The sequence below is a fragment of the Geodermatophilus nigrescens genome (assembly GCF_900129495.1).
Taxonomy (GTDB): domain Bacteria; phylum Actinomycetota; class Actinomycetes; order Mycobacteriales; family Geodermatophilaceae; genus Geodermatophilus; species Geodermatophilus nigrescens.
This window is the reverse complement of the sequence record NZ_FQVX01000004.1, coordinates 128,098-140,017: the sequence shown is the minus strand read 5'-3', so window position 1 is coordinate 140,017 and position 11,920 is coordinate 128,098. Positions and strand designations below refer to the sequence as shown.

Sequence of the window (11,920 nt, the reverse complement as noted above, 5' to 3'; positions counted from 1 at the left end):
GCGGTCCTCATGCGGTCATCGCCCAGAAGTCCGCCTCCGCGGCGGCGACCTCCAGGAAGGCGGGCTCGTCGCCCGGGCCCGCCGCGTCGGCCGCCGTCTCCAGTGCCGCGACGTACCCGGCGAAGCCCGGCGTCGTCCAGTGCTCCACGAACGGCCCGTACTGCCCGGCGCCGGGGCGGGCGCCGGACCAGGCGTCGAGGTAGGCGCGCTCCACGGCCCACAGCGCGGTCAGGGCGGTGCCGACGTCGGCGACGTCGAGCCGGTACAGCAGGTCGCCGTAGGCGATGGTGGCCGGCAGCTGCGGCGCGGCGAGGTCGAGGTCGCGCTCGGCGGCGACCCGGCCGAACCAGTCGAGCTCCTGCACCAGCGCGACGCAGCCGTCGGCGAGGACGGCCTGCGCGGAGCGCGGCGCGCGGGCGAGCAGCCGCGCCTGGAAGCGCAGCAGGTCACCGAGGAAGTGGGCGTCCTGCACGAGCCAGGTGTCGAAGGAGGCGTCGGGCAGCGTGCCGTCGCGGACGGCGTCGAGGAACGGGGAGCGGGTGGCTCGGCCCCACGCGTCGGCGTGGCGGGCGAGCAGGTCGGCGACCGGCACGGCGGCCGACCCTACGGGGTGGTTATCGTGGCGGCGCCATGTGCGGGAGCTCGGGGCAACCGGGCTGAGAGGGCGGCTGAGCGCGCCGCCGACCGCTGGAACCTGACCGGGTAATGCCGGCGTAGGGAGCAGCCATGAGCACGTCCGACCGTGTCCGTACCGGCGCCCGCACCTCCGACGCGCCCCTCACCCTCGACGAGGCGCCGCCACGCACCCTCGGCCTCGGCGAGTCCCTCGGCCTGTGGGCCAACCTCGGCGTGAGCCTCCTGCTGCCGGTCGCGGCGGTGTTCGTCGTCCTGCCCGGCCGGCCGCTGTGGGTGACCCTCGCCGCCGTCGTCGTCGGGGCGGTCGTCGGCTCGCTGCTGCTCGGCGCGGTCGCCGCCGCCGGCGCCCGGGAGAGCGTGCCCGGCATGGTGCTGCTGCGCGGGCTGCTCGGCCGGCGCACGTCCTGGCTGCCCACGGCGTTCAACCTCGTGCAGTGCATCGGCTGGGCGACCTTCGAGATCGTCGTGATCGCCGAGGCCGCCGCCCGGGTGCTCGACGCGCCCCGCTGGCCGTTCGTCCTCGCCGCGGGCGTGCTGGCCACCGCGATGGCGCTGCGCCCGCTCGGCGTCGTCCGGCTGCTGGCCCGCTACGCCGTCTGGGCTGCGCTGGCCGCCGTCGCCTACCTGTTCGTGCAGGTCCTGGCCGAGCCGCTGCCGCCGCTGGAGGACGGCGGGGCGACGTCGTTCTGGACCGCCGCCGACATCGTCATCGCGCTGCCGGTGTCCTGGCTGCCGCTGGCCGCCGACTACACCCGCCACGCCCGCAGCGCCCGCGCCGCCGGCGTCGGCTCCGCGGTCGGCTACGGCCTGGCCACCGTGGTGATGTTCGCCCTCGGCGTCCTCGCGCTGGCCGCCTACGGCAGCTCCGGCCTCGACGTCATCGGCGCGCTGCTGGCGGTGCCGCTGGGCGCCGTGGCGGTGCTCGTGCTGGTCTCGGTCGAGCTCGACGAGGCCTTCGCCAACCTGTACTCGACGGCGGTGTCGGCGCAGAACGTCGTCGGCCGGCTCGACCGGCGGGTGCTCGTGGTGGGCGTGGGCGCCGCGGCCACGCTGCTCGCGCTCACCCTCGACGTCGTCGCCTACGAGCCGTTCCTCTTCCTCATCGGCGCGGTGTTCGTGCCGCTGGCCGGCGTGCTGATCGTGGCCTACTGGCTCACCCCGCGCGGGGCCTGGGACACCTCCGACACCGCGCCCGCCCGGCCGCTGTACCTGCTGCCGTGGGCCGCCGGGTTCGTCGCCTACCAGCTCACCCTGCCCACCTACTTCCCCGGCCCGGGCGCCGGCTGGACGGCGTGGTGGAGCGCCCGCCAGGCCGACCTCGGCATCGACCCGGGCAACGGCTGGTCGGCCTCGCTGGTGGGTCTCGCCGTCGCCGTCGCCCTCGCCCTGCCGCTGGTGCTGCGCGGCCGCCGGCAGCGCGCCGCCGCGTGACCGACGTCGCCGTCGCCGGCGGCGGCCTGGTCGGCCTCGCGGTGGCCTGGCGGGCGGCGCGGCGCGGGCTGTCGGTGACCGTGGTCGACGACGCCCCCGGCACCGGCGCCTCGCTCGCCGCGGCCGGGATGCTCGCGCCGGTCACCGAGGCCGGGTACCGCGAGGAGGCGCTGCTGCGGCTCGGCGCGGCCTCGCTCGAGCGGTGGCCCGCCTTCGCCGCCGAGCTGGAGGCGGACTCGGGCCTGCAGGTGGGCCTGCGCACCGCGGGCACGCTGGTGGTCGGCTTCGACGAGGACGACGTCCGCGAGCTCGACGCGCTGCACGCCTTCCAGCGCGAGCTCGGCCTGGTCGCGCAGCGGCTGACCCCGCGCGAGACCCGCCGCCGGGAGCCCGCGCTGGCCACCCGGGTGCGCGGCGGGCTGCTGGTCGAGGGCGACCACTCCGTCGACGGCCGGGCGGTGCACGCCGCGCTGCTCGCCGCCGCGGAGGCAGCCGGGGTGGAGCTGCGGCGGGAGCGCGTGGCCGACGTCGCCGTCGACGGCGGGCGGGCCGCGGGGCTGGTGCTCGCGTCCGGGGAGCCGGTCGCCGCCGGCGCCACCGTGCTGGCCCTCGGCGCGCACAGCGGCGCGCTCCCCGGCGTCCCGGCGCTGCCGGTGCGCCCGGTGAAGGGGCAGGTGCTGCGCCTGGCCGGCGCCGACGGGCTGCTCGGGGGCACCGTGCGGGCGCTGGTCCGCGGCCGGCACGTCTACCTCGTCCCGTACGGGGGCGACCGGCTCGTGGTCGGCGCCACCGTGGAGGACCGCGGCTTCGACGCCCGGGTGACCGCGGGCGGCGTGCACGACCTGCTGCACGACGCCGTCGAGGTGGTGCCCGAGGTGGAGGAGCTCGAGCTGGTCGAGACCCTCGCCCGCTGGCGCCCCGGCACCCCCGACAACGCGCCGCTGCTGGGCCCCGGCCCGCTGCCCGGCCTGGTGCTGGCCACCGGCCACCACCGCAACGGCGTGCTGCTCACCCCGGTGACCGCCGAGGCCACCGCGGAGCTGCTCGCCACCGGCGCCCTGCCCGGGGTGGCGGCGCCGTTCACGACCGACCGTTTCGGGAGGACCTGAGTGCAGGTGACCGTCAACGGCGACGCGGCCGAGCTGGCCGACGGCGCCACCGTGGCCGACCTCGTGGCCGATCTGCTGGCCGAGCGCGCGTCCGGCCACGACCGCGTCGCCGTCGCCCGCAACGGCGACGTCGTCCCGCGCAGCAGCTGGGCGCAGACCCCGCTGGCCCCCGGCGACGCCGTCGAGGTGCTCGCCCCGACCGCAGGAGGCTGACGATGACCACCGAGGACCTCACCGGGCGGCTGGCGCCCGCCCTCGCCGCCGAGGAGGCCGGCGACCCGTTCGTCCTCGGCGGGCAGACCCTCACCTCGCGGCTGCTGCTGGGCACCGGCGGCGTGCCGAGCCTGGAGGCGCTGGAGGCCGCCGTCCGCGCCTCGGGCACCCAGCTGGTCACCGTCGCGCTGCGCCGCGTCGAGGCGTCGGCGGCCGGCTCGATGATGCAGGTGCTCGACCGCGCCGGCGTCCGGCTGCTGCCCAACACCGCCGGCTGCCGCACCGCGCGGGAGGCGGTGCGCACCGCCCGCCTGGCCCGCGAGGCGTTCGGCACCGACTGGGTCAAGCTCGAGGTCATCGGCGACGACGTCACGCTGCTCCCCGACGCCGTCGAGCTGCTCGACGCCGCCGAGCAGCTGGTCGCCGAGGGGTTCACCGTGCTCGCCTACACCACCGACGACCCGGTGCTCGGCCGCCGGCTGGCCGACGCCGGCTGCGCCGCGGTGATGCCGCTGGGCTCGCCGATCGGCAGCGGCCTGGGCATCCGCAACCCGCACTCGATCGCGCTGCTCCGCGACGCCGTCGACGTGCCCGTGGTCCTCGACGCCGGCATCGGCACCGCGTCGGACGCCGCGCTGGCCATGGAGCTCGGCTGCGACGCGGTGCTGCTGGCCTCCGCGGTCACCCGCGCCCGCGACCCCGAGCGGATGGCGCTGGCCATGCGGCAGGCGGTCGAGGGCGGGCGGCTGGCGCGGCTCGCCGGGCGGATCCCGCGCCGCTGGCACGCCGAGGCCTCCACCTCCTTCGAGGGCCTGCCCGCCCTGTGACCCCCCGGCTGCTCGTCGTCACCGACCGCACGCAGGCGGCCCGCCCGCTGTTCGAGACGGTGGCCGCGGCGGTGGCCGTCGGGGCGCGGGCGGTGCTGCTGCGCGACAAGGACCTGCCCGCCGCCGAGCGGGCCGCGCTGGCCGCCGACCTGCGCGACCTGCTCGACCCGGTCGGCGGGCTGCTGGTGTGGGGCGGGGCGGCCGGCGCGCCCGCCGGACTGCCGGTGCACCTGTCGGCCGCCGACCCGTTCCCGGACGCCCGCCCGCCGCTGGTCGGCCGCTCCTGCCACTCGGCGGCCGAGCTGGCGCGGGCGGCGGCCGAGGGCTGCGACTGGGTGACGCTGTCGCCGTTCGCGGCCACCGACTCCAAGCCGGGGTACGGGCCCGCGCTGGGCCCGGCGGGCCTGGCGGCCCACGTCGCCGCGCGGGGCCCCGGCGCCCCGCCGGTGCTGGCGCTGGGCGGCGTGCGCCCCGGCGACGTGGCGGGCTGCCTCGCCGCCGGGGCGTCCGGCGTGGCGGTGATGGGGCCGGCGATGCGCGACCCCGCCGTCGTCGCCGACTACTGCGCGGCGCTCGCCGCCGCCTGACGTGCCCCCGGGCGGCCCGGGAGCACCAGGTTGAGCACGACGGCGACGACGGCCGCGACGACGATCCCCGAGTCGAACAGCGCGCCCCACTCGCCGGTGACCCGGTCCAGCGCCCCGGGCACCGACGCGATGCCCCGGCCGAGGGCCAGCGACAGCGCCACGATCAGCAGCGAGCGCGTGTCCAGGCCGTCCTTGGCGAGCATCTGCACGCCGATCGCGCACACCATGCCGAACAGGACCAGCACGCCGCCGCCGAGCACCGCGGGCGGGATGGCGGCGAGCACCGCGGCGACCTGCGGCAGCAGCGAGAGGCCGACCAGCACCAGCGCGCCGATGGTCACCACGTGCCGGCTCATCAGCTTCGTCAGCGCCACCAGGCCGATGTTCTGGCTGAACATCGTCGTCGGCAGGGCGCCGAAGACGCCGCCGAGCACCGCGCTGCCGCCCTCGGCGAGGATGCCGCCGCGCAGCTCCCGACGCGTGGCCGGCCGCCCGGCGCCACCCTCGGTGACCGCGTGCACGGTGCCCACGGAGTCGACCATGTTGACCACACCGACCACGGCCATCGACAGCACCGCCACCAGCGGGAACGACAGGCCGAACTCGAAGGGCAGCGGCACGGCGACCAGCGGCCGGTCGCCGACGCCGGAGAGGTCGAGCAGGCCGAACGGGATGGACACCAGGTAGCCGACGACGACGGCCACCAGCACCGACGCGCTGCACAGCAGGCCGCGGCAGAACTGGTTGAGCGCGACGGCGAGCAGGCAGACCAGCGCGGCGATGCCGAGGTTCACCGGCGAGCCGAAGTCCGGTGAGTTGGCGCCGCCCGCGGCGAGGGTGATCCCGCTGGGCAGCAGGCCCAGGCCGATGACCAGGATGATCGTGCCGGTCACCACCGGCGGGAACAGCGCGGCGACCCGGTGGATGCCGAGCGCGATGGCCACCTGGACGGCGGCGGTGACCAGCACGCCGCCGAGCACCGCCGACAGCCCGTGGTCCTCGGCCAGCGGCACCGCGACGGCGATGAACGCGAAGCCGGACCCCATCATCAGCGGCAGCCGGCTGCCCACCGGGCCGATGCCGACGGTCTGCAGCAGGGTGGCCAGGCCGGCGCACAGCAGCGCGGCCTGCACCAGCAGGGTGGCCTCACCGGTCGTGGCACCGATGACGCCGGCCAGCAGGATCGCCGGAGTCAGGTTCGAGGTGAACATCGCGAGCACGTGCTGCAGCCCGAGCGGCACCGCGACCCGCCACGGCGGGCGGCTGTCGGGGTCAGCCGGGTCGGTGCTGCGGGGTGCGGTGCCGCGGGGCGCGGTGCCGGCGGCGCGCGACCGCACGGAGGACAGGACCATCGGGGGGACTCCTCGGCCGCAGGGGGGCGGGTACCCGCAGCAGCGTCCCGGCGCGGTGTTCCGGGCACGTTCCGGGCGCGTGGCGGGTCCGTTCCGGTCCCGCCGGTGTGACGCTCCTCGCAACCGTGTTTGAGCGGGCCCCGCGCGAGCCATACGCAGGTGTTCGACCACGGCGCCCGCACGGGCGCCCGACAGTCACGGGGAGCACACGGGTGAGACGCGGACCGGCCGGCCTCGGCTGGCCGTCGGCTCCCCCACCCCCCGCCTGGGACGGCGTCTCCTGGCAGCTGTCCGACGTCGCCGAGCTCCCCCGGATGCGCGCGGAGCTGCGGCGGTCGCGCACCGTCGGCGTCCCGGCGGACCTGCGCGACCGGCTGCTGCTCGTCCTCGACGAGATGGCGTCCAACGCCCTGCGGCACGGCGGCGGGTCGGTGGAGGCCGCCGTGCGCCGCACCGGCGACGCGTTCCTCGTGGCGGTCACCGACGGCGACACGCGCACCGCGCCGACCCCCGCGGTCGACCGCGACCCCGCGCAGGGCGGCCTGGGCCTCTACCTGATCGCCGAGCTGTCCACGGCGCACGGCTGGTACGTCGACGGCGACGCGAAGACCGTCTGGGCGGTCCTGCCCCGCTAGGGCCGGGGGCCCTCCGGCTGGGGGTGGAGCCGGATGGCCACGAGGGCGACGTCGTCCTGCAGTCCCTCGGGCCGCAGCCGGCGGACCAGCGCGTCGCACAGCCGCTCCAGCGGCAGCCCGGCCAGCTCCGTCAGCGCGTCCCGCAGCCGCTCGATGCCCTCGTCGAGCAACAGGTCGCGGCCCTCGACCAGCCCGTCGGTGTAGAGCAGCAGCGTCGAGCCGCGGCGGACCTCGACCTCGTGCGAGGTGCGGCGGGCGGCGGGGTCGACGCCGAGCATGAGCTCCCCGCGCTCGCCCCCGAGCCGGCGCACCTCCCCCTCGGGCGTGAGCAGCAGCGGCGGGGGGTGCCCGGCGTTGGACCAGCGCAGCGTCGTCGTCCCGGCCGCCCGCTGCTCCGGGGTCTGCTCCACCCGGGCGACGACGGCGGTGGCCATGGTGTCGAGGCCGAGCGCGTCGACGGCGGCGTCGAGCTCGGCGAGGACGGCGTCCGGCGGGGTGTCGCCGCGGTGGGCGACGCCGCGCAGCATCCCGCGCAGCTGGCCCATCGCGGCGGCCGCCTCGGTGTCGTGGCCGACGACGTCGCCGATGACGAGCACGGTGGCGCCGTCGGGCTGCTGGAACGCGTCGTACCAGTCGCCGCCGACCTGGGCGACCTGCACCGCGGGCTGGTAGCGGACGACGATCTCGGCCTCGTCGGGCTGCGGCGGGGCGGTGAGCAGGCTGCGCTGCAGCGCCTCGGCGAGACGCCGCTGCTGGTCGAACAGCCGGGCGTTGTCCAGCGCCAGCGCGACGCGGTCGGCCACCTCGCGGGCCGCGGCGACGTCCTCGTCGGTGGCCGCCGGCCGGCCGGCGCCGCGGTAGACGCTCAGCGCGCCGAGGGTGCGGCCGCGGGCCAGCAGCGGGAGGGTGACCGCGGTCCGCGGGGCCAGCGCGTCGAAGGCGTCGAGCACCTCGCCCTCGGGCAGGGTCGGCCGGATCGCGGCCGGCACGTCGGCCACGGTGAGCAGCCGGCCCGACCCCAGCGCGCGCAGTACCGGGGCGTCGGGGGCGATCGACGCCAGGCGCAGCGCGGCGTAGGTCGCCGTCACCGGGCGCAGCGCCGGGTCGGCGTGCCAGCTCGCGACGTCGTGCATGCGCCCGTCGGCGCCGTCGGCGAGGGTGAGGATCGCCCAGTCGCCGAGCACCGGGACGACGGCCTCGGCCACGCGCTGCAGCGCGGTGCGCTCCCCCGCCGGTGAGCCGAGCGTCGCGGACATGAGCGCGCTGACCTCGGCGACCAGGGCCAGCCGGGCCGCGCTGTCCCGGGCGCGCTGCTCGGCGGCGCGGCGCTCGGTGACGTCGAGGAAGTACACCGACAGGCCGTCGGGCCCGGGCCAGGCGCGCACCTCGTACCAGGAGTCCAGCGGCGGCGGGTAGTACGCCTCGAAGACCCGCTCCTCGCCGCCCTCCATCGCGGCGCGGTAGTGGACCTCGAAGGCGCTGCCGACGGCCGCCGGGAACAGCGTCCAGACGACGCCGCCGAGGAGCTCCTCGCGGGAGCGGTGCAGCACCCGCTCGGCCTCGGCGTTGACGTAGGTGAACCGCCACCTGCGGTCGAGGGCGAAGAACGCCGACCGCATGGTCTCGAGCACCCGGGAGACGCGGGCGTCGCCCTCGCGGAGGCGGGTGGTGTCGATGCCGGCGCCGAGCAGCCGCACCGCCGTGCCGCGGTCGTCGGCCAGCGCCCGGCCGCGGCCCTGCACCCAGCGGGTCTCCCCGCTGGGCAGCACCACCCGGAACTCCGCGTCGTAGACGCCGACGTCGTCGATGGCGTCCTGCAGCGCCTGCAGCGTGCGCTCGCGGTCGTCGGGGTGCAGCCGCGCGGCGAAGGCGTCGATCGACTCGTCGAAGCCCCCGGGCCGGTACCCGAAGATCGCCATCAGCTGGTCGTCCCAGGACAGCCGGCCGGTGACGAGGTCCCAGTCGAAGCTGCCGATGCCCGCGGCGTCGATGGCCAGCTCGAAGCGGATCCGGCTGACGTCGGGGTCGTCGGGCAGCAGGGACAGCGGCCGGGACGCCTTCCCCGGCGGCCCCGGGCGCTGCTCGGGGACGGTCACGGGGGTGCGGGTCCAATCAGTGGGAGAGCTGCGGTACGCCGTCCTTTCTCCCATGCGCGGCGCGGGCGCGACAACCGGGGTGCCGGGGACGACACGGCGGGGGCCCCGGCCCGCGAGGGCGGACCGGGGCCCCGGGGGTGCGGTCAGGCGGCCGGCTGGACCCCGAAGGTCGCCAGCCAGTCCTGGACGACCGGGATGTCCACGCGCTGCAGACCGTCGATGTACCGGCAGTTGGCGGTGTAGCCGTAGCTGGTGACGGTGACGACGTTGCCCGAGGGCCCGAAGCTCGGGCCGCCGGAGTCGCCGAAGCAGGTGCCGCCGCCGCCGCGGTTGTCGTGCTCGTTGCCGTTGACCTGCAGGATCTGGGCGGTCAGCTTCTGGCCGACGACGTCGGTGTAGCGGCGCAGGATCGGGTAGCTCTGCGGCGTCGGCTTCTGCGGGCCGGAGTCGGGCTGGCGCACCTCGGTGCCGTAGCCGACGGCGCGGAACAGCGTCCGGTTGAGCGCGGGCTGGCGGTACTGCTCCAGCTCGTTCGGCGCGGCCAGCTGCGCGGGCTCCACGCCCGCGGGCGCCGGCTCGTCGAGCACGACGACGCCGACGTCGTTCCAGTTGTCCGTGTCGGTGAAGTCCGAGTAGTCCGGGTGCGTGTACGCGGTGCCGGACACCCAGTCGACCGCGTCGGTCTCCTCGGAGCCGAGGTACCCCACCGCCGGGTCGGCGACCGGCAGGTCGGCGGGCGCGGCCTCGTCGACGACGGGGTCGAAGGTGACCAGGGTCCGGCCCACCGTGCCGGCGGTGCAGTGCGCGGCGGTGAGGACGACGTCCTCGGACACCAGCGTCCCGGAGCAGCGGAAGCGCCCGCCCGTGCCGTCGTAGAAGACGAGCATGCCGACGTTGTCGTAGATGTTCGTCCGGTCCTCGATGCCGCCGGTGACGGCGCCGGCGGGTGCCGGCGCGACCAGGCCGGCGGTGAGCAGGGCAGCGGCTCCGGCGAGCACTGCCTTCGTGCGTGCGTGCATCCCTCGTCCCCTCGGTGGGCCAGGAGCCGCCGGGTGAGCGACTCCACGGAGGGCAACGAACCGTGCACGGAGGGGATACGCAACTCGAACGGGCCGGGGCCGTCCGGAACGCCGGACGGGCGCCCCGGGAGGCCGGCCGGCGGGCTGCCGGTCCGGCGCTCCGGGAGCGCCCGTCGAGGTCGTGTCCCCGCTGGTGTCCCCGCTGGTGTCCCTGCGCCGCGGGCTCGCGGGCCGGCGTCCTGCGGTCTCCTGTCGCGGCGCCGGGCCGGGGACCGCGGGCCGGGTCCGGGAGCGCTCCTCGGGCGGCGGGGCCGCGCCGGTCTCCGGGGCGCCGTCCTGCCAGGCCGTGCCGGTCAGAGACCCGGGGGACGACGGGGCGGGTCGTCCGTGCCGGGCACCGGCAGGTCCTGGTCCGCCTCCGCCGGCGGCTGCTGCCGGCGCCGTCCCGCGTCGCGTCCGTGCCTCCCGGATGGGCCCGCGCGCTGTCCCCGGGCGGGGCAGTCGGCGGGAGGGTCGAGGCCGGATCGTCGTGCGGTGGGGTTCGCCGGCGGCAGGGGTCCCGCTGCCGCCGGGCACCACCCGCCGCGTCGCGTCCGCGCCTCCCGGGAGGGCCCGCGCGCTGTCCCCGGGCGGGGCAGTCGGCGGGAGGGGCGAGGCCGGATCGTCGTGCGGTGGGGTCTGCCGGCGGCGCGGGTGCCGCGGAGGGGTCAGGGGGCGGCCACGGGGCCGGGGAGGAACTGCTCGCGGGAGCGGGCCGGCGGTCCGGCTCCGGGGCGGGAGCCGGGCCCGTCGAGCACGTCGACGAGGAGAGCGGACGCGCGGTCTCCGGGAGGAGGCGCGCAGGGGGTCAGCCGGGGGCGGGTGGCGGTGGCCGGGGCGAGCCCCGGGCCGGCGGTGGCACCGGGTCGCCCCGGGTGCGCACCGCGCCGTCGGCCGGCGGTGGGGGGTCGGGTGCCCGCGCGGTCGGCCGGGCGGCCGACGGGCGGGCGGGCCAGCCCGCGGGGGCCAGCGCCGGGCCGGGCGGGCGGGGCCGCGGCACCGGGTGCACCGGCCGGGCGGTGCCGGCCGGAGGAGACGCCGCGGTGGGGGAAGACACCGCGGGCGTGATCGTGGGGGTGCTCGGCATCTCGGTGAGCACCACGGGTCCGTCCGCGCCGGGCCGGCGCAGGACGGGGGCGGCGGGACGGGGTGCACCCCAGGCGAGGTGCTCCCCGCCGGGGCCGGCACCCCACATCGCCAGGCGCCGGACGAGGCCGGGGCCGCGCGGGGGGACGGCGACCGGCGCGGTCGGCCAGGCGGCGTGCGCCCCGTCGGGGCCGGCGCCCCACATCGCGAGGCGGCGGACGCCGGCGCGGAGCCGGGCGCGCAGCCGGGAGCCGGGGGCCGGGGGCTGCTGGGCGCGGACCGGGGCGGCCGGCGCGGCGGCGGTGGCCGGCGGGACCGGCCGCGGGCGCGGCACCGGCACCGGACGGGTCACCGGCAGCGGCCGCAGCGCGCGGCCCGGGGCGGCGCCGGCGGCCCGGCTGCCGGCGACCCGGGTGCCGCTGGTGCGCACGGTGGCGGCGCGCGCCGGGCGGCGGCGGTGCGGCAGGGCCTCGGCCCGCTCGAGCAGCTCGACCCAGCCGGCGGGGACCAGGTCGTCGGGCAGGGTCGCCGACGCCGGGGCGGGTGCCCGGTCGATCGCCATGCCGTCCTCCTGGGGGTCTGTGTCCGCGGCCGGGGAAGGTGCCGCGGACAAGGAGAAAGGTAGGGACCGCCACCCCCGCGGACGGCCGTTCCGGACACGTCCCGCAGCCCCCGTGACGCAACCGTTGTGACGCTCTGACCTGCGGGTTGGTGACCGTGTGCTGACGGCGAGCACTTGTCGACCCGTCGACCGCCCCTGAGCGTGGGAGGGCCCCGGGGGGCCTCCGGTCACCCCGCGACACGTCCCGCCGCGCCCGGCGTGTCGGGCCCGGCGCGGGGGTCGCCCGTCCGTGCCGCCCGGTTGCCGGTGCCCGGAGGGGTGCCCACGA

11 protein-coding genes and 1 riboswitch are annotated in these 11,920 nt (G+C 78.1%); of the genes, 6 read left to right on the top strand and 5 right to left on the bottom strand.

Annotation, left to right across the window (positions count from 1 at the left end; translation table 11 throughout):
* Positions 1-7 precede the first annotated feature (7 nt).
* Entirely contained in the window at positions 8-592 is a 585-nt protein-coding gene (locus tag BUE37_RS19730) for a TenA family protein (RefSeq protein WP_073422143.1), read from the bottom strand.
* Positions 593-624: 32 nt separating this feature from the next.
* Positions 625-737, top strand: a riboswitch (TPP riboswitch).
* On the opposite strand from BUE37_RS19730, the gene BUE37_RS19725 reads away from it, so the two are divergent.
* From BUE37_RS19725 to BUE37_RS19705, 5 genes are all read left to right on the top strand, one after another.
* The gene (locus BUE37_RS19725; protein WP_073422142.1) at positions 727-2,067 is read left to right on the top strand and encodes a purine-cytosine permease family protein; all 1,341 of its coding nucleotides are present in this window, start codon (positions 727-729) and stop codon (positions 2,065-2,067) included. (Overlaps the previous riboswitch by 11 nt.)
* The gene (thiO, locus tag BUE37_RS19720; protein WP_073422141.1) at positions 2,064-3,176 is read left to right on the top strand and encodes a glycine oxidase ThiO; all 1,113 of its coding nucleotides are present in this window, start codon (positions 2,064-2,066) and stop codon (positions 3,174-3,176) included. Before BUE37_RS19725 ends, thiO begins: the two co-directional genes overlap by 4 nt.
* Positions 3,177-3,389 (top strand): sulfur carrier protein ThiS, encoded by a 213-nt coding sequence (gene thiS / locus BUE37_RS19715; RefSeq protein ID WP_073422140.1) that lies wholly within the window; start codon positions 3,177-3,179, stop codon positions 3,387-3,389.
* A 2-nt stretch (positions 3,390-3,391) separates the two neighbouring features.
* The gene (locus BUE37_RS19710) at positions 3,392-4,216 is read left to right on the top strand and encodes a thiazole synthase (protein ID WP_083628941.1); all 825 of its coding nucleotides are present in this window, start codon (positions 3,392-3,394) and stop codon (positions 4,214-4,216) included.
* A complete protein-coding gene (locus tag BUE37_RS19705; protein ID WP_073422139.1) occupies positions 4,213-4,803 on the top strand; it encodes a thiamine phosphate synthase in 591 nt (196 codons plus the stop codon). Before BUE37_RS19710 ends, BUE37_RS19705 begins: the two co-directional genes overlap by 4 nt.
* Here the strand turns inward: BUE37_RS19705 and BUE37_RS19700 are convergent.
* On the bottom strand, positions 4,776-6,155 hold the full coding sequence (locus BUE37_RS19700; RefSeq protein ID WP_073422138.1) for a uracil-xanthine permease family protein: 1,380 nt from the start codon (positions 6,153-6,155) through the stop codon (positions 4,776-4,778). The two genes, BUE37_RS19705 and BUE37_RS19700, sit on opposite strands and share 28 nt — an antisense overlap.
* A gap of 212 nt (positions 6,156-6,367) precedes the next feature.
* On the opposite strand from BUE37_RS19700, the gene BUE37_RS19695 reads away from it, so the two are divergent.
* A complete protein-coding gene (locus BUE37_RS19695; RefSeq protein ID WP_073422137.1) occupies positions 6,368-6,790 on the top strand; it encodes an ATP-binding protein in 423 nt (140 codons plus the stop codon).
* On the opposite strand, the gene BUE37_RS19690 is transcribed toward BUE37_RS19695, so the two are convergent.
* From BUE37_RS19690 to BUE37_RS24025, 3 genes are all read right to left on the bottom strand, one after another.
* Positions 6,787-8,886 carry a SpoIIE family protein phosphatase gene (locus tag BUE37_RS19690; protein WP_245794782.1) on the bottom strand — a complete coding sequence of 700 codons (2,100 nt, stop codon included), beginning with the start codon at positions 8,884-8,886 and terminating at the stop codon, positions 6,787-6,789. The genes BUE37_RS19695 and BUE37_RS19690 overlap by 4 nt on opposite strands.
* 143 nt (positions 8,887-9,029) lie before the next feature.
* Positions 9,030-9,905 (bottom strand): trypsin-like serine protease, encoded by an 876-nt coding sequence (locus tag BUE37_RS19685; protein WP_073422136.1) that lies wholly within the window; start codon positions 9,903-9,905, stop codon positions 9,030-9,032.
* A gap of 847 nt (positions 9,906-10,752) precedes the next feature.
* Complete coding sequence (locus BUE37_RS24025) at positions 10,753-11,592, bottom strand: serine/threonine-protein kinase (RefSeq protein ID WP_073422135.1); 840 nt, start codon at positions 11,590-11,592, stop codon at positions 10,753-10,755.
* Between the last annotated feature and the right edge of the window lie 328 nt (positions 11,593-11,920).